Origin of the sequence: Yersinia artesiana (assembly GCF_902726545.1) — a bacterium.
Classification (GTDB): domain Bacteria; phylum Pseudomonadota; class Gammaproteobacteria; order Enterobacterales; family Enterobacteriaceae; genus Yersinia; species Yersinia artesiana.
The window spans coordinates 12,638-28,571 of sequence record NZ_CACVAD010000057.1 but is presented as its reverse complement, the minus strand read 5'-3'; the positions used below and the strand labels follow the sequence as shown (position 1 = coordinate 28,571).

Sequence of the window (15,934 nt, the reverse complement as noted above, 5' to 3'; positions counted from 1 at the left end):
ATGTACCGGAATATAAAGATTTAGTCCTTTTGTCTTATTATGGATTTAGTCAATCACCAGTTCATGAATTGGCAATGCTGATGGTTTTGAAAGATATTGGCGCATCTAAAGATTTATTAGAACTTTCTTATAAAAAGAGGTTCGATTATGCGCCGGTTTACGTTGCACTAAATTATGAAGGGGGGCAGGAAAAAATAATGGAATTATCCAAATTATTTCTTGCTGGGGAAATAGGTCACCATGATTTCGTTAATAGAATACGTAACTCTTTAAGTGATCTTGAAATAGATGACAATAGACAGGGGGAGGATACTGGTCAACCTTTGTTAAAGGAAGCTATCCCTCGTAATTTATACACCAGTGAACTTGACATCAATTTTTTAACTAATACCCTCTCTGCAATTCTTGATAATAGTGAACCAGGCGCCACTAATTTCTCACCACAGTGTTCTAAGTCATTAGCAAACCTCGGTAATATGTTAGCCGTGAGCTAAACTTAAATACCGTAGAATACCAGTAAGCCAGATTGACTCTTCTAAAATTAACCTATTATTACTGTTTGTTTCCTGCGAGATTAATCCGAATCTCGCAGGAACAACCTCATCTGACTCACATCCCAGGCACCACACCTGTGCAGATAATTCATCACCCGTTATCATTAATGAGTATCCGAATGACTCGACAATAATGCATAAAGGAAGATAACTGATGAAACTGAAATACCTACTTTTACCCGCGATCCTTTTTACGGGTAGCGTGCTGGCTGCGGATATTACTGTGACCATGAATGAAGCGCTACCGGAAGGCAATGGTAAAGCTTTGGGTACTGTGACCGTGACCGAAACTCCTTATGGTTTATTGTTCACACCGAACCTAACGGGGCTGGTAGCGGGTATTCATGGTTTCCATCTGCATGAAAATCCAAGCTGTGCGCCGGGGCAGAAAGACGGCAAAGCCGTGCCGGCATTAGCTGCGGGCGGCCACTTTGACCCACAAAAAACTGCTGTCCACCTTGGGCCGTATAACGATAAAGGGCATTTAGGTGACCTGCCCGGATTGGTGGTGAATGCTGATGGGACTGCCACTTATCAGGTATTGGCTCCACGGCTGAAATCACTCTCTGAACTGAAGCAGCATGCTTTGATGATCCATGCTGGTGGGGATAATTATGCTGACCATCCAATGCCTCTGGGCGGTGGTGGTGCGCGCATGGCCTGTGGTGTGATTGAGTAACACTCTGATACAGACAAACTGGCGGCTAAGATGCAGCCAGTTTGGTCACTGCCATGGAATCTGCGATAATCACCCATTGGTTTGAATGACGATAGAGATACTGATGCAGTACCCGATTAATGAAATGTTCCAGACCTTGCAGGGCGAGGGTTACTTCACCGGCGTACCGGCGATTTTCGTGCGCTTGCAGGGCTGCCCGGTTGGTTGTAGCTGGTGCGATACCAAACATACTTGGGAAAAAGAGGCTGATCGGGAAGTCGATATGCAGCGCATCATGGTAAAAACTGTGGAAAGTGATGCCTGGGCAACCGCCAGTGAACAGCAATTATTGGATATCTTCTCTCAGCAGGGATATACCGCTCGCCATGTGGTAATAACCGGCGGTGAGCCAGCTATTTACGATTTGTTCCCGTTAACCTCTCAGTTGGAACAGGCCGGTTACAGTTGCCAGATTGAAACCAGCGGCACTCATGAAATACAGTGTTCCGCTACCACTTGGGTGACAGTGTCGCCAAAAGTGAATATGCGTGGTGGCCTAAAAGTATTGCCACAAGCACTACAGCGCGCAGATGAAATTAAGCATCCGGTGGGGCGTTTACGGGATATTGAAGCACTTGAAGTGCTGCTGGGAACACTGACGGATGACAAAAAGCGGATTATTGCGTTACAGCCTATCAGCCAGAAAGAAGAGGCTACCAAGCTCTGTATCGAAACCTGTATTGCCAGGAATTGGCGGTTGTCGATGCAGACACATAAGTATTTAAATATAGCTTGATAGGCAGGGCGTGGTAGCGCCCTGATGAATCAATTTTACTCACCGCGATTTATTAGCCGCGAAAAACACAACCCGCAGAACAAGTCTCTTTTACCATGACGGCGCTCAGTTCTGGTAATTGCGGTTTAAGCTGTTGCCAAATCCAACTGGCCAGCACTTCACTGGTCGGGTTTTCCAAACCGGGAATATCATTTAGGTAGTGATGATCCAAACGTTCCCAAATCGGTTTAAATGCAGCTTTAAGCTCAGCAAAATCCATCACCCAGCCGGAGTGAGCATCAACTTCACCTGTGACCTCGATACGAACCATAAATGAATGGCCGTGCAAGCGGCCGCACTTATGGCCCTCTGGGACATGGGGTAACAAGTGGGCGGCTTCAAACTGAAAATCTTTAAATAGGGTGGTGCTCATTATTCTGACCTTATTGACTCAAAAAACCGCCGCATAGTACCGGAAAGCATCGATGCTGGCTATGAAGGCGCGAACGGTGTGCCCTCCCGAGCCTGACGCATTGTGCTTATCTACAGCGTAGCCTACTGATTTATATACAGACGACCCCAATCTGTGGCGCAATATCACTGGGCATAAATTTCCTAATAAGTTGAACACTTTAACTCATATCTATTAGCTGAAAAACCGCTTAGTCGTTTTGGTTATTTATTATTTCCATTGCTTCTTTAATTGTTATTATCGAGATGGTTAACCTTACAAACATAAAGATTTATTTGCTAAATATATCAGCTGACACTGGCTATAGCTTAAGGGAATTAGTACTGCAATGACGACTCAGGTTCCTCCTAGTTCTTTACTTCCGCTATCGCCGGAGCAGTTAGCCCGCTTGCAGGCGGCGGTGGGTGAGTTTTCCCCAACCCAAATGGCATGGTTATCTGGCTACTTTTGGGGCATGGTTAATCAGCAACCCGGTGCGGTTGTTGCCCCTGCTATAGCGGCTCCTGCGGCAGTAACCATTACTCTTATTTCCGCTTCTCAAACCGGTAATGCGCGCCGTTTGGCTGAACAGTTACGCGATGACCTTTTGGCTGCCAAACTTAACGTCAATCTGGTTAACGCTGGTGATTATAAGTTTAAGCAGATCGCGCAAGAGCGCTTGCTGGTGATTGTGGCTTCTACTCAAGGTGAAGGGGAACCGGCCGAAGAGGCTGTTGCCTTGCATAAGTTCTTATTCTCTAAAAAAGCGCCGAAATTGCCAGAAACTGCCTTTGCGGTATTTGGTTTAGGCGATACCTCATACGAGCATTTTTGTCAGGCAGGCAAAGATTTCGACAACAAATTGGCTGAGTTGGGTGCGCAGCGATTATTGGAGAGAGTCGATGCTGATGTGGAATATCAAGAATCCGCACAGCAGTGGCGTCAACAGATTGTGGCGGCATTGCAGGCCAGAGCCCCCGCACAATCAGCGGCTGCGGTAGCAGTAACACAAAGCGGCGTGGTTGATGAAATTACCTCCAGCCCATACAGCAAGGCTGCGCCACTGACCGCACAGTTATCTGTGCAGCAAAAAGTGACGGGCCGCAACTCTGAAAAAGATGTGCGCCATATTGAAATTGATTTAGGGGACTCCGGGCTGCGCTATCAGCCGGGAGATGCACTGGGGGTCTGGTTTGATAATGACCCGGCATTGGTCGAAGAGTTGTTGGCGCTATTGTGGCTTAAAGGCGATGAGCTGGTCAGTATTGATGGGCAGAATATATCGCTGTCGCAAGCACTGCGCAGCCAGCTTGAACTGACACAAAATACTACCGTAATTGTCGATAAATACGCCGCACTTTCTCGTGATGAAAAATTGATTGCTTTGCTGGCGGATAAACCGGCGCTGCAACACTATGCGAAGAATACCCCAATTGTTGATATGGTTCGTCAGGCCCCTTCAGACCTGAATGCCGATCAATTGGTTGCGCTGTTACGGCCACTGACACCTCGCCTCTATTCCATCGCCTCCTCACAGGCTGAAACCGAGAATGAAGTGCATATTACCGTCGGTGTGGTGCGCTATGACATTGATGGTCGGCCACGTACTGGTGGTGCATCGGGTTATCTGGCGGATCGGCTGGAAGTAGATGGTGACATTCGCATCTTTATCGAACATAACGATAATTTCCGTTTACCTGCTGATCCAGAAACGCCAGTGATAATGATTGGGCCGGGAACCGGTATCGCCCCCTTCCGTGCGTTTATGCAGCAGCGCGAAGCCGATGGGGCTACGGGCAAGAACTGGTTACTTTTCGGCAACCCGCATTTTACTGAAGATTTTCTCTATCAAGTGGAATGGCAACGTTACGTCAAAGACGGTTTGCTGACTCGTATTGATCTGGCATGGTCGCGCGATCAAGCCCATAAAATATATGTACAAGACAAACTGCGCGAGCAAGGTGCAGAACTGTGGAACTGGATCCAACAAGGTGCCCACATTTACGTCTGTGGCGATGCTAATCGCATGGCGAAAGACGTTGAGCAGGTTTTACTGGACGTGGTGGCTCTGCACGGCGCGATGGATGCTGAGCAGGCTGATGAATATTTAAGTGAGCTGCGCCTGGCGCGCCGTTATCAGCGGGATGTGTACTGATGAGTGAAAAACACCCTGGGCCGTTGGTCGTGACGGGAAAACTTTCTGACGGCGAGCGCATGAAGTCGCAAAGCAACTTCCTACGCGGCACGATTGCAGAAGATTTGAATGACGGGCTGACCGGCGGGTTCAACGGCGATAACTTCTTGCTGATCCGCTTCCACGGCATGTATCAACAAGATGACCGTGATATCCGTGCCGAGCGCGCAGAACAGAAGCTGGAACCACGTCACGCCATGATGCTGCGCTGCCGTTTACCCGGCGGAATCATTACCCCGCAACAGTGGTTGGGGATTGATAAGTTTGCTGCGGATAACACCTTATATGGCAGTATCCGTATCACTAACCGCCAGACATTCCAGTTTCATGGCATTTTGAAAGGGAATGTGAAACCGGCTCACCAGTTGCTTAATCAATTAGGTTTGGATGCATTGGCGACGGCAAACGATGTTAACCGTAACGTGCTTTGCACCTCGAATCCGGTGGAATCAGTGCTCCATCAGGAAGCCTATGAATGGGCGAAGAAGATTTCTGAACATTTACTGCCGCGCACTCGTGCTTACGCTGAAATCTGGTTAGATGCAGAAAAAGTCGCGACTACGGATGAAGAACCGATCCTCGGTGCCACTTATTTGCCCCGCAAATTCAAAACTACGGTAGTCATTCCGCCGCAAAATGATGTGGATCTCCATGCCAATGACCTTAACTTTGTCGCTGTGGCGGAGAAGGGCAAGTTAGTCGGCTTTAACGTGCTGGTAGGCGGTGGGTTATCTATTGCTCACGGTGATAAGAATACTTACCCACGTAAAGCCAGTGAATTTGGCTATATCCCGCTACAACACACTTTAGCTATCGCTGAAGCGGTGGTGACAACCCAACGCGATTGGGGTAACCGTACTGACCGTAAGAATGCCAAAACCAAATATACGCTAGAGCGCGTCGGTGTTGATGCCTTTAAAGCTGAAGTTGAAAAGCGCGCCGGTGTGAGTTTCGGAGCCATCAAACCTTATCAATTTACTGGCCGTGGCGATCGTATCGGTTGGGTGAAAGGCATTGATAAAAAGTGGCATCTGACCTTATTTATCGAAAATGGCCGTTTGCTGGATTACCCAGGCCGCAGTCTGAAAACCGGCGTGGCGGAAATTGCCAAAATCCATCAGGGCGATTTTCGTTTAACCGCTAACCAGAATCTAATAGTGGCTGGCGTGCCGGAAAAAGACAAAGCGCGCATTGAAGCATTGGCCCGTGAACATGGACTGATGGACGATAGTGTCAGCCCGCAGCGTGAAAATTCAATGGCTTGTGTTTCGTTCCCAACTTGTCCATTGGCGATGGCGGAGGCTGAACGCTTCCTGCCGGAATTTGTTACCCGTATTGAAGGTATTTTGCAACAGCACGGCCTGCCCGATGAGCATATTGTGATGCGCGTCACCGGTTGCCCGAATGGCTGTGGCCGTGCTTTATTGGCGGAAATGGGGCTGGTGGGGAAAGCGGTTGGCCGATATAACCTGCATCTGGGTGGCAATCGCGAAGGTACGCGAATACCGCGGATGTACCGTGAAAACATTACCGAAGATGAAATTCTGGCCATTACCGATCAATTGGTCGGGCGTTGGGCGAAGGAACGTCATACTGATGAAGGTTTCGGTGATTTTGTTATTCGCGTCGGTGTTATTGCTCCGGTGATAGATTCAGCCCGCGACTTTTATGATGTTCAGGAGGCGGTGTGAGCCAATTTAATCTCAATGAGCTTAATGCGCTGCCGAAAGCGGAACAAGCGGCGGCATTGGCGCTGGTTAATGGGCAACTGGAGCACCTAACCGCACAGGAGCGCGTTAGCTGGGCGTTGGAAAATCTACCCGGTGAGTTTGTGCTCTCTTCCAGCTTTGGTATTCAGGCCGCAGTTTGCTTGCATCTGGTGACACGCCAGCAGCCTGATATCCCGGTGATCCTCACTGATACCGGTTATCTGTTCCCTGAGACCTATCAGTTTATTGACTCTCTCACTGAAAAACTTCAGCTCAATTTGCAGGTGTTTCGCGCGCAGCAAAGCCCCGCCTGGCAAGAGGCTCGCTATGGCAAACTGTGGGAGCAGGGTGTTGAAGGGATTGAGCGCTACAATGATTTGAATAAAGTTGAGCCAATGAATCGCGCACTGGAAACCTTAGGTGCTCAAACCTGGTTTGCGGGGCTGCGTCGTGAACAATCGGGGAGTCGTGCAAAGCTACCTGTTTTGGCAATTGCACGCGGGGTCTTCAAGTTGCTTCCTATCATTGATTGGGATAACCGTCAGGTTTATCAGTATTTGACGCAACATGGCTTGAGCTACCATCCACTGTGGGAGCAGGGTTATCTCTCGGTCGGTGATACCCATACCACCCGTAAATGGGAACCGGGTATGAGTGAAGAAGAGACGCGTTTCTTCGGCCTAAAACGTGAATGCGGTTTGCATGAAGGCTGATCGCGACAGATTGAGAATAGGGCGCTAATTGCGCCTTGAGGTTAATGACAAAGTGCCCGTGTCGGTGAAACAGGCAGATCGTAAAGACGCCGTCAATCCATCCCTGGAGGCTCGAGCCGCGCCATCCTTGGCGCGGACGCTTTACTCTTCTACCTGCCTTCACCTTGCAAGATCGAGTTTTTGGGGTTTGTCAGCAGTCTGAGAGAGCTAATCGCGCCCTTTCTTTTAGTGGTCACTAACGAGCAATTCGCTCACGCGCCAACTCGGCCAGAAACTGGCTACGATTCTTATAACCACGGTGGGTGGCGATAAACTTATCAATCGCAGTGAGTAGATTCTGTGACATCGTCAGATTAAATTTTATTGCCTTACTTTCATACTTGGCCGGATCGATCTCGACAAACCCCAAAATGCCGCCGTCTTCTTTTAAACGCGGATCATTGATATACCGTTGTGGATCTTTGGGGGGAGTTGGTAATGGAAAACCTTCATCCATTAGCGCTTCAATATGAGCAGCAAAGGCTTCTTCAGCATTCTGGCTAATCTCCGCAAAGGTGTTACCCGCAAAGAAGCAGCCGTCAATATCGGGAAAATAGCCGTCGAATCCTTCTACAGTACTGAAGATGAAAATAGGGTAGATCATGGTCAGCTCCAAGCGTTTCCGCTTTAGTTAAATCAATTGAATCCCAGAAATCTGCTGAGCTTGCCGCAGTATGCCTTTGGATAACGCTTTGCGTGGATGAGGGAGCGTAATGATCTTACGTACCCTTGGGTTACACAGAGCGATATGGCTCCCGCCATTGGTTTTTTTACCGCCTCTGATTTGCCAGCCTTCATCCTGCAACCGCTTTATTAATTCGCCACTCTCCATGTGATCTCCTGGTGAGCTGCTAGTGGGCATCATACCCACTAGCAAGGTTGAGTCAATTATTTGTAGGTATCATACCCACCAGAAGTTATACGCTGAAAACACGGAAAAGGGCGACCATACTGATCGCCTTTGATTTGAATTAATTGGTTTTTTTACTTTTTTTGCGTGATGCTTCGCATAGCGGAAACTATTTTTTAGCGGTAGCTAACTCTTGTATCAGTGGCAGCAATATCTGTACGGTATCGTGTGTACGTTTGGTGATTCGGCCCGGTAAGAATTTATCCAGATAATTTAAGTTATCCAGTTGGCTTTGATGACGCGTAGTTCCCTGCGGAAAGTGCTTACTGATAGCCCGTTGTTGGCAGCCATCTTTATTGCCTAATGTGTAGTTGCTAGCCTCGACGAATAACACCGGTATCCCTGTAGAATCAAAGGCATTTTTCTCTGCCCGACATGGCGAAGTCACTTTATTTTTTACGCTGGAAGCTGTAATGCCATAGCGGCGCGCCAGCGTCAGTGCCTGATCCCTGGCCGCCTGAGCTGAGGGTTGGTTACTGGCATTAAAATAGAGGCGATCACCAGTGATTAGGTTATCTAAATTGATCACCAGCAAGGTGTTGGTTTTCTCCGCCGGACTCATGCGTTGCAGATAGTTTTCAGTGCCTTGCGCACCAATCTCCTCGGCGCTGAGTGCGACAAAACGCACATCATAGCGCAGCGGCGCTTTTTTGAGGCGCTCCGCCAGTTCCAGCATCACTCCGACCCCCGCGGCATTGTCATCAACACCTTGTAAGGTCAGACCGCCCAGATTTTTATCTAAATCTTTATCACTTTGCGGAGTGTAAGTATCAAAGTGCGCCATGATGATTATCTGTTTTTGATCATCTTCTTTATCGGTCGATGCGTTGCGGGCAGCAATGACCGAGGTGGCACTGACATTTCGCCAGCTTTGTTTACCATTTTTGCTGGTATAGAGATAACGGGTATTGAAGCCACGTAAATCACTCTGATAGCCCATCTGCTGAAAACGATGATTAATATACTCAGCTGCCAGTAATTCAGCGGGGCTGCCTGCCATGCGGCCAGGAAAGTAGGTGCTAATATGGCGAACTTGTTGTTCTGCTATTTGACCGGTGGCGGGAGATGTCGCTGCCTGAAGTGGCAGGACGGTCGTTAAACTCAGTGTAAAGAGTGCCCACTTTAGGCAACGACGGGAAAGCATACCGAAATATCCTTGTTTATAGTCTGCGCTATACCTGTTGGCATAGATAACGTCATTAGTATGGGAGTGTCGTGTGTAATAGACAATCTGTATGGCTCCTAAAGTGCAGATATTTATGCCAGCCGATAAGAAAATGACTCACAGTGATAATCTGAGCAACATCGCTGGGAACCTTACTATTACGCCTATATATCATTATGGAACTTGTAATTACTTTTAGTCATTTCATAAGGTCATAACCCCCCCCTATAGTCACCCTACGTATATGCTTATTATGTAATTGAAGGATGCTGTGGACTATCTACCTCTTTTTGCCGACTTGAAACGACGCCCGGTACTGGTCGTGGGCGGCGGTGAAGTTGCTGCGCGAAAAATTGACTTACTCCACCGCGCGGGCGCACAGGTGCGGGTAGTGGCACAGACTCTCTCATCCGAACTCGAGCAACTTCATCAGGACGGCCGCATTCACTGGCTGGCATTAGACTTCTTGCCCGAGCAGTTGGATGAGGTGTTTTTGGTGATTGCCGCTACCAATGATACTGCGCTGAATGCCGCAGTTTTCGCGGCAGCAGATAAGCGGCATCTTCTGGCGAACGTGGTTGATGATCAACCCCGTTGCTCATTTATCTTCCCGTCGATTGTCGATCGTTCTCCGCTGGTAGTGGCGATTTCCTCCGCCGGTCAGGCGCCGGTACTGGCGCGTATATTGCGTGAGAAGTTGGAAGCCTTGTTACCCAGCAGCTTGGGAGATATGGCCGCTGTCGCCGGGCGTTGGCGTGGTCGGGTTAAACAGCACGTAGCTTCAATGGGCGAGCGCCGCCGCTTCTGGGAGAATGCGTTCAGTGGTCGTTTTGCCAGCTTGATCAGCCGTGGTCAGTTAGCGCAGGCTGAAGAAGAGTTGCAATTATCATTGGAGGGGCAGAACCGCAATCAGGGGGAAGTCGCTTTGGTGGGGGCTGGCCCCGGTGACCCCGGTTTGCTGACCTTACGCGGTCTGCAAGTTATTCAGCAGGCTGATGTGGTGCTGTATGACCATTTAGTTAGCCCAGAAGTGCTGGATTTAGTTCGCCGTGATGCACAACGCATTTGTGTTGGTAAGCGAGCGGGGTCGCACTCGGTTGCCCAAGAAGAAACCAATCAATTATTAGTCACCTTAGCGCAGCGCGGCAAACGAGTGGTTCGGCTAAAAGGGGGCGATCCTTTTATCTTTGGCCGTGGTGGTGAAGAGCTGCAAGTTGTGGCACGTGCGGGCATACCCTTTCATATCGTGCCAGGGGTGACAGCCGCTAGCGGGGCGACAGCCTATGCGGGTATTCCTCTGACTCATCGTGACTACGCACAAAGCGTGACATTTATTACCGGGCATTGCCGCGCTGATGGTGATGATGTGGATTGGCAGGCGCTCGCCCGTGGCCGCCAGACGTTGGCGATTTACATGGGCACAGTGAAAGCGGCTGAAATCAGCCAACAATTAATCGCCCACGGCCGGGCCAGCACCACACCAGTGGCGGTGATTGGCCGAGGTACTCGTGCTGATCAACAAGTCCTGACGGGCACATTGGCAGAGTTGGAATTATTAGCGCATCAGGCCCCGACACCGGCACTGTTGGTTATCGGCGAAGTGGTGGATTTACATCACCAAATTGCCTGGTTTGGGCAACAACCTCAGACTGAACAGGCCATCAGCCCGTCAGTCGTGAATTTGGCATAAAGGATCTGTTATGGACGAAAAACGACTCACTCATTTGCGGCAATTGGAGGCGGAGAGTATCCATATCATCCGTGAAGTGGCCGCCGAATTCGGTAACCCGGTGATGCTCTATTCCATCGGTAAAGACTCTTCTGTGATGCTGCATTTGGCGCGCAAGGCATTCTTCCCCGGTAACTTGCCATTCCCATTGTTGCATGTGGACACCGGCTGGAAATTCCGTGAAATGTATGAATTCCGCGACCGCACGGCCAAAGCGTTTGGCTGTGAGTTGCTGGTGCACCGCAATCCGGAAGGGGTGGCGATGGGGATTAACCCATTTGTTCACGGCAGTGCCAAACACACCGATATCATGAAAACGGAAGGCCTTAAACAAGCACTGAACAAATACGGTTTTGATGCTGCTTTTGGTGGCGCGCGGCGGGATGAAGAGAAATCTCGCGCCAAAGAACGAATCTATTCGTTCCGTGACCGTTTCCATCGCTGGGACCCGAAAAACCAGCGCCCGGAGCTGTGGCATAACTACAACGGCCAGATTAACAAAGGTGAAAGTATCCGCGTTTTCCCGCTGTCTAACTGGACTGAACTGGATATCTGGCAATATATCTTCCTGGAAAAAATCGACATTGTGCCGTTGTATTTGGCGAAACCACGGCCAGTGCTGGAGCGCGACGGGATGTTGCTGATGGTGGACGACGATCGCATTGATTTGCAGCCGGGTGAAGTGATTACTCAGAAGATGGTGCGTTTTCGCACGTTAGGTTGCTGGCCACTGACCGGCGCGGTGGAGTCCGAGGCGGAAACTTTACCTGCCATTATCGAAGAGATGCTTATCTCGACCACCAGCGAACGCCAGGGTCGTATGATCGACCGCGATCAATCCGGCTCCATGGAGCTTAAAAAGCGTCAGGGATATTTCTGAGGAGCGCCCGATGAACAGCAAATTTCAAGGCCAATCAGTGGCAGAAAAACAGCCAGTTGTAGAAAGTAACTCAATGATTTTACAAAACACTTCCATCGCCCAGCAAATCGCTAACGAAGGCGGGGTGGAAGCTTACCTGCATGCGCAACAGCACAAAACCATGCTGCGTTTTCTGACTTGCGGCAGTGTGGATGATGGTAAAAGTACGTTAATTGGCCGTTTATTGCATGATACTCGCCAGATCTACGAAGATCAGCTCACTACGCTGCACACAGACAGTAAGCGCATTGGTACTCAAGGCGAAAAACTGGATCTGGCATTGCTGGTGGATGGTTTGCAGGCGGAGCGTGAGCAGGGCATTACTATTGATGTGGCTTATCGTTACTTCTCGACAGAACAGCGCAAATTTATCATTGCCGATACTCCAGGGCATGAGCAATACACGCGCAATATGGCGACCGGTGCTTCAACCTGTGATTTGGCTATTTTGCTGATCGATGCCCGTAAAGGGGTTTTGGACCAAACTCGCCGTCACAGCTTTATCGCCACTTTACTGGGTATCCGCCACTTGGTGGTGGCCGTGAATAAGATGGATTTGGTCGATTATCAGGAAAGTGTTTTCGAGCAATTTAAACAAGATTATCTGAGTTTTGCCCAGCAACTTCCCACTGATCTGGATATTAAATTTGTCCCGCTATCCGCGCTGGATGGCGACAATGTGGCCTCTCCCAGTGAGAAGATGAATTGGTATTCTGGCCCGACACTGCTTGAAGTGCTGGAAAGTGTTGATGTGGTTAACGCCAGCCGTCAGCAGCCGCTGCGCTTCCCGGTGCAATATGTTAACCGGCCAAATCTGGATTTTCGCGGTTATGCTGGCACCTTGTCCGCCGGTATCGTGCGGGTAGGGCAAAAAATCAAAGTGTTGCCCTCAGGAGTGGAATCCACTGTTGCACGCATTGTCACTTTTGATGGCGATTTAACTCAGGCTGGCCCCGGTGAAGCCATCACTTTGGTGCTGACCGATGAAGTGGATATCAGCCGGGGTGATTTATTGGTTGATGCCAGTGAAACTCTGACTGCGGCACAAAATGCGCTGGTGGATGTGGTATGGATGGCGGAACAGCCATTGGTGGTCGGGCAAAGTTATGACATCAAAATCGCCGGGAAAAAGACCCGTGCGCGAGTTGAAAATATTCAGTATCAGGTTGAAATCAACTCGCTGACCCAGCGGGTAGTTGAAAGCCTGCCACTCAATGGTATTGGTTTGGTTGAACTGGCGTTTGATGAGCCGCTGGTGCTGGACAGCTATCAACGCAATCGCGATACCGGCGGTATGATCTTCATCGACAGGTTGAGTAATGTCACCGTGGGTGCCGGGTTGATCCGTGAAACGCTAGAGTCGGTTTATCAGGAAAACACTGAGTTCAGTGCCTTTGAATTAGAGCTGAATGCGCTGGTCCGCCGCCATTTCCCACATTGGGGCGCGCGTGACCTGTTAGGGGGGAAATAACGTGCACGCCGATCAGACTCATCATATGGGTGTAAATGAATGGGAAGGCGCGCCAGCCGACGAAAATGTCGTCTGGCACCCCCATGCGGTGACCCGAGAAGATCGTGAGCAACAGCATGGGCATCAGGGCGTAGTGCTGTGGTTCACTGGCTTGTCTGGCTCCGGTAAATCTACGGTTGCCGGTGCGCTGGAGCAGGCACTGTTTGCTCGCGGTGTCAGCACTTACTTACTTGATGGCGACAACGTGCGCCACGGTTTATGCCGCGACTTGGGCTTTTCTGATGCTGACCGACGCGAGAATATTCGTCGGGTTGGAGAAGTGGCTAAATTGATGGTGGATGCCGGTCTGGTGGTGTTAACGGCGTTTATCTCTCCGCATCGGGCAGAGCGAAGTATGGTGCGGGATATGCTGGCATCAGGCCAGTTTATTGAAGTGTTTGTCGATACGCCGTTGGCGATTTGCGAAGCGCGTGACCCGAAAGGATTGTATAAAAAAGCCCGTGCCGGCGAGCTGAAAAACTTCACTGGTATCGACTCTATTTACGAATTTCCTGAGCATCCCGATATTCACTTGCAGGGTGAACAATTAGTAACAAATTTGATTGAACAATTGTTAGACGTGCTGCGTGGTCGAGCTATTATCAAATCCTGATATATACCCTTCGTTCTTGAGCCAATGACCTTGGGTATTTTATGTATAGGCAAAACGCCCTCAGAGCGTGCCGGTAAACTGTACCCACAGGATTTATATGCTCAATATCACGCAGGTTACTATCGACGAACAACGGGAACGGGAGGAGCCGTCTTACTCCTTTCTCGGTGGCGTTACAGGTTTTGTCTTCTATTGGCTGGCGTTCGCGATCCCATTTTTTGTCTATGGCCCCAATACCGTCTTCTTCTTGCTCTACACCTGGCCGTTCTTTTTAGCTTTGATGCCGGTGTCGGTGTTGATCGGGATGACGCTCAGTATGCTATCGCGCGGTAATGTACTCATCACCGTGGGGGGAACGGGGATTGCGGTAGTGTGTTTATTCTGGATGCTGTTTTCATTTCTCACCGGTTGGTGAGTGGTGAATCGGCGGGCTGCCCGATTTGATTTTATGACAGCCCGCTTCAATTTGTGACAAGTTTACTCAGATAGCGTTTATCTTTGTGCGGACAGCACCTTGCTAAGAAATGCTTGCGTGCGCGGGTTGCCAGGCGCAGTAAAGATCTCTTCCGGTTTGCCCTCTTCCTGAATCACTCCCTGATCAATAAACAATACCCGGTCGGCAACATCACGGGCAAAGCCCATTTCATGCGTGACCACCACCATGGTCATGCCCTCCAGAGCCAATGCTTTCATCACCGCCAGCACTTCGCCCACCAGTTCCGGATCGAGCGCCGAGGTTGGCTCATCAAACAGCATGATTTCAGGTTCCATCGCCAAGGCTCTGGCGATAGCGACGCGCTGCTGTTGCCCACCTGACAGGCTGCTGGGATAGGCATCAATTTTGTCCAACAAACCCACTTTACGCAGGAGCAACTCAGCTCGTTCGATGGCCTGCGCGCGTGGCAGTTTTTTGACATCCATGGGCGCCATAATCAGGTTTTCCAACACTGTCATATGAGGGAACAGATTGAAACGTTGGAACACCATGCCGACACTTTCGCGCATACGGTTGAGATCGGTTTTTGGGTTATGGATCTCAAAACCATTCACCGTTATCTCGCCACCCGATAAGGTTTCCAGTGCATTAATGCAGCGCAAAAAGGTGCTTTTACCTGAGCCAGAGGGGCCAATGATACAAACCACTTCTTTGGGCTGTATTTCGCATGAAATACCGCGCAGCACATGGGTTTCGCCAAATTGTTTTTGCAGGTTATGTACGTGAATCACTTTTACCGAACCTCGTTTCCATATGCCGAACTAACAGCGAAAGTAAGAATGTGATAACCCAATACACCACGGAAATGACCAGGTAGGGTTCCCAATAAGTCGCATAGGCGCCGGAGACGGTGCGCGCGGCATAGGCTAAGTCAGCCAGACCAATGGCGGATGCCAACGATGAATCTTTCACAATGGCGATGGCATTGTTACCGAGCGGCGGTAACATGCGGCGAAAAGCCTGCGGCAGGATAACCTTGCGCATGGTTTTGCCATAACTCATCCCCAGTGAGCGGGAGGCCTCCATTTGGCCGCGATCAATGGATTGAATCCCCGCCCGGAAAATTTCGGAAACATAAGCCCCGGCGTTTAATGTGATAGCGACGATACAGGATAAAAATGCACCGTAATCAGAACGCAGCATTCGGGCAAAATCAGAGGACATAATGCCATTAGTGACTAGAATGCCATCTCGTGGATTGATAAACAGTGGCACCAGAGCAAAGTGCACCACCATTATCTGCACAAAGAGCGGTGTTCCACGAATGGCACTGATATAGATACGCACCGGCCATTGAACAAAGTAATACAGGATGGGCTTCCAGATACCATGAGGTGCCTGCGCTAACCGCCCCAGACCCAGAGTTAACCCCCAAGTGGTTCCCAAAATGACACAAATAATGGTGCACTTTATTGTCATCCAGGCACCGTCCATAAACAGTGGGGCATATTCCTGAATGATTTCCCAACGAAATCCCGACATAAGACAAACAACCTGGT

17 protein-coding genes and 1 pseudogene are annotated in these 15,934 nt (G+C 49.7%); 12 read left to right on the top strand and 6 right to left on the bottom strand.

What is annotated here, in order from left to right:
* The 3 genes and pseudogenes from HU019_RS17095 to queE all read left to right on the top strand — a co-directional run.
* Positions 1-494 (top strand): annotated as a pseudogene (locus HU019_RS17095) (hypothetical protein); the annotation flags it as partial.
* Positions 495-708: 214 nt separating this feature from the next.
* The gene (gene sodC / locus HU019_RS17090; protein ID WP_174849935.1) at positions 709-1,233 is read left to right on the top strand and encodes a superoxide dismutase family protein; all 525 of its coding nucleotides are present in this window, start codon (positions 709-711) and stop codon (positions 1,231-1,233) included.
* Between the two features lie 103 nt (positions 1,234-1,336).
* Entirely contained in the window at positions 1,337-2,008 is a 672-nt protein-coding gene (gene queE / locus HU019_RS17085; protein ID WP_174849936.1) for a 7-carboxy-7-deazaguanine synthase QueE, read from the top strand.
* A 52-nt stretch (positions 2,009-2,060) separates the two neighbouring features.
* Here queE and queD read toward each other — a convergent pair whose 3' ends face one another.
* Positions 2,061-2,420 (bottom strand): 6-carboxytetrahydropterin synthase QueD, encoded by a 360-nt coding sequence (gene queD, locus HU019_RS17080; RefSeq protein WP_174849937.1) that lies wholly within the window; start codon positions 2,418-2,420, stop codon positions 2,061-2,063.
* 367 nt (positions 2,421-2,787) lie between these two features.
* Here queD and cysJ point away from each other — a divergent pair, with 367 nt between their 5' ends.
* The 3 genes from cysJ to HU019_RS17065 are packed head-to-tail and all read left to right on the top strand — an operon-like array spanning position 2,788 to position 7,054.
* Positions 2,788-4,593, top strand: a complete 1,806-nt coding sequence (cysJ, locus tag HU019_RS17075; protein WP_174849938.1) for an NADPH-dependent assimilatory sulfite reductase flavoprotein subunit — start codon at positions 2,788-2,790, stop codon at positions 4,591-4,593.
* Positions 4,593-6,323, top strand: a complete 1,731-nt coding sequence (cysI, locus tag HU019_RS17070; protein ID WP_174849939.1) for an assimilatory sulfite reductase (NADPH) hemoprotein subunit — start codon at positions 4,593-4,595, stop codon at positions 6,321-6,323. The genes cysJ and cysI overlap by 1 nt, the downstream gene beginning before the upstream one ends.
* Positions 6,320-7,054, top strand: coding sequence for a phosphoadenylyl-sulfate reductase (locus tag HU019_RS17065; protein WP_019080453.1), 735 nt, complete (start codon positions 6,320-6,322; stop codon positions 7,052-7,054). Before cysI ends, HU019_RS17065 begins: the two co-directional genes overlap by 4 nt.
* Positions 7,055-7,289: 235 nt before the next feature.
* Here the strand turns inward: HU019_RS17065 and HU019_RS17060 are convergent, their stop codons facing one another.
* Together HU019_RS17060 and HU019_RS17055 are read right to left on the bottom strand one after the other, a co-directional pair.
* Entirely contained in the window at positions 7,290-7,697 is a 408-nt protein-coding gene (locus HU019_RS17060) for a type II toxin-antitoxin system HicB family antitoxin (protein ID WP_174849940.1), read from the bottom strand.
* 27 nt (positions 7,698-7,724) lie between these two features.
* The gene (locus tag HU019_RS17055; RefSeq protein WP_174849941.1) at positions 7,725-7,925 is read right to left on the bottom strand and encodes a type II toxin-antitoxin system HicA family toxin; all 201 of its coding nucleotides are present in this window, start codon (positions 7,923-7,925) and stop codon (positions 7,725-7,727) included.
* Between the two features lie 22 nt (positions 7,926-7,947).
* Here HU019_RS17055 and HU019_RS20350 point away from each other — a divergent pair, with 22 nt between their 5' ends.
* The gene (locus HU019_RS20350; RefSeq protein WP_227739349.1) at positions 7,948-8,058 is read left to right on the top strand and encodes a YfmQ family protein; all 111 of its coding nucleotides are present in this window, start codon (positions 7,948-7,950) and stop codon (positions 8,056-8,058) included.
* A 54-nt stretch (positions 8,059-8,112) separates the two neighbouring features.
* On the opposite strand, the gene HU019_RS17045 is transcribed toward HU019_RS20350, so the two are convergent.
* Positions 8,113-9,147 (bottom strand): aminopeptidase, encoded by a 1,035-nt coding sequence (locus HU019_RS17045; protein WP_174849942.1) that lies wholly within the window; start codon positions 9,145-9,147, stop codon positions 8,113-8,115.
* 292 nt (positions 9,148-9,439) lie between these two features.
* On the opposite strand from HU019_RS17045, the gene cysG reads away from it, so the two are divergent.
* The 5 genes from cysG (at position 9,440) to HU019_RS17020 (ending at position 14,354) form a co-directional block, all read left to right on the top strand.
* Positions 9,440-10,858, top strand: coding sequence for a siroheme synthase CysG (gene cysG / locus HU019_RS17040; RefSeq protein ID WP_019080450.1), 1,419 nt, complete (start codon positions 9,440-9,442; stop codon positions 10,856-10,858).
* 10 nt (positions 10,859-10,868) lie between these two features.
* Positions 10,869-11,777 (top strand): sulfate adenylyltransferase subunit CysD, encoded by a 909-nt coding sequence (cysD, locus tag HU019_RS17035; protein WP_048619274.1) that lies wholly within the window; start codon positions 10,869-10,871, stop codon positions 11,775-11,777.
* Positions 11,778-11,787: 10 nt separating this feature from the next.
* On the top strand, positions 11,788-13,287 hold the full coding sequence (gene cysN, locus HU019_RS17030; RefSeq protein ID WP_174849943.1) for a sulfate adenylyltransferase subunit CysN: 1,500 nt from the start codon (positions 11,788-11,790) through the stop codon (positions 13,285-13,287).
* Position 13,288: 1 nt separating this feature from the next.
* The gene (gene cysC, locus HU019_RS17025) at positions 13,289-13,939 is read left to right on the top strand and encodes an adenylyl-sulfate kinase (protein ID WP_174849944.1); all 651 of its coding nucleotides are present in this window, start codon (positions 13,289-13,291) and stop codon (positions 13,937-13,939) included.
* 97 nt (positions 13,940-14,036) lie between these two features.
* Positions 14,037-14,354 (top strand): DUF3561 family protein, encoded by a 318-nt coding sequence (locus tag HU019_RS17020; protein WP_174849945.1) that lies wholly within the window; start codon positions 14,037-14,039, stop codon positions 14,352-14,354.
* 77 nt (positions 14,355-14,431) lie between these two features.
* Here the strand turns inward: HU019_RS17020 and HU019_RS17015 are convergent, their stop codons facing one another.
* Positions 14,432-15,166: an amino acid ABC transporter ATP-binding protein gene (locus HU019_RS17015; RefSeq protein ID WP_174849946.1), complete on the bottom strand. Its 735-nt coding sequence runs from the start codon at positions 15,164-15,166 to the stop codon at positions 14,432-14,434.
* Complete coding sequence (locus HU019_RS17010) at positions 15,150-15,917, bottom strand: amino acid ABC transporter permease (protein WP_019080445.1); 768 nt, start codon at positions 15,915-15,917, stop codon at positions 15,150-15,152. The genes HU019_RS17015 and HU019_RS17010 overlap by 17 nt, the downstream gene beginning before the upstream one ends.
* Positions 15,918-15,934 lie beyond the last annotated feature (17 nt).

Bases quoted from the DNA above. Each gene is read 5' to 3' on its own strand.
- sodC (WP_174849935.1), top strand. From the start codon at position 709: ATGAAACTGAAATACCTACTTTTACCCGCGATCCTTTTTACGGGTAGC.
- queE (WP_174849936.1), top strand. From the start codon at position 1,337: ATGCAGTACCCGATTAATGAAATGTTCCAGACCTTGCAGGGCGAGGGT.
- queD (WP_174849937.1), bottom strand. From the start codon at position 2,420: ATGAGCACCACCCTATTTAAAGATTTTCAGTTTGAAGCCGCCCACTTG.
- cysJ (WP_174849938.1), top strand. From the start codon at position 2,788: ATGACGACTCAGGTTCCTCCTAGTTCTTTACTTCCGCTATCGCCGGAG.
- cysI (WP_174849939.1), top strand. From the start codon at position 4,593: ATGAGTGAAAAACACCCTGGGCCGTTGGTCGTGACGGGAAAACTTTCT.
- HU019_RS17060 (WP_174849940.1), bottom strand. From the start codon at position 7,697: ATGATCTACCCTATTTTCATCTTCAGTACTGTAGAAGGATTCGACGGC.
- HU019_RS17055 (WP_174849941.1), bottom strand. From the start codon at position 7,925: ATGGAGAGTGGCGAATTAATAAAGCGGTTGCAGGATGAAGGCTGGCAA.
- HU019_RS17045 (WP_174849942.1), bottom strand. From the start codon at position 9,147: ATGCTTTCCCGTCGTTGCCTAAAGTGGGCACTCTTTACACTGAGTTTA.
- cysD (WP_048619274.1), top strand. From the start codon at position 10,869: ATGGACGAAAAACGACTCACTCATTTGCGGCAATTGGAGGCGGAGAGT.
- cysN (WP_174849943.1), top strand. From the start codon at position 11,788: ATGAACAGCAAATTTCAAGGCCAATCAGTGGCAGAAAAACAGCCAGTT.
- HU019_RS17020 (WP_174849945.1), top strand. From the start codon at position 14,037: ATGCTCAATATCACGCAGGTTACTATCGACGAACAACGGGAACGGGAG.
- HU019_RS17010 (WP_019080445.1), bottom strand. From the start codon at position 15,917: ATGTCGGGATTTCGTTGGGAAATCATTCAGGAATATGCCCCACTGTTT.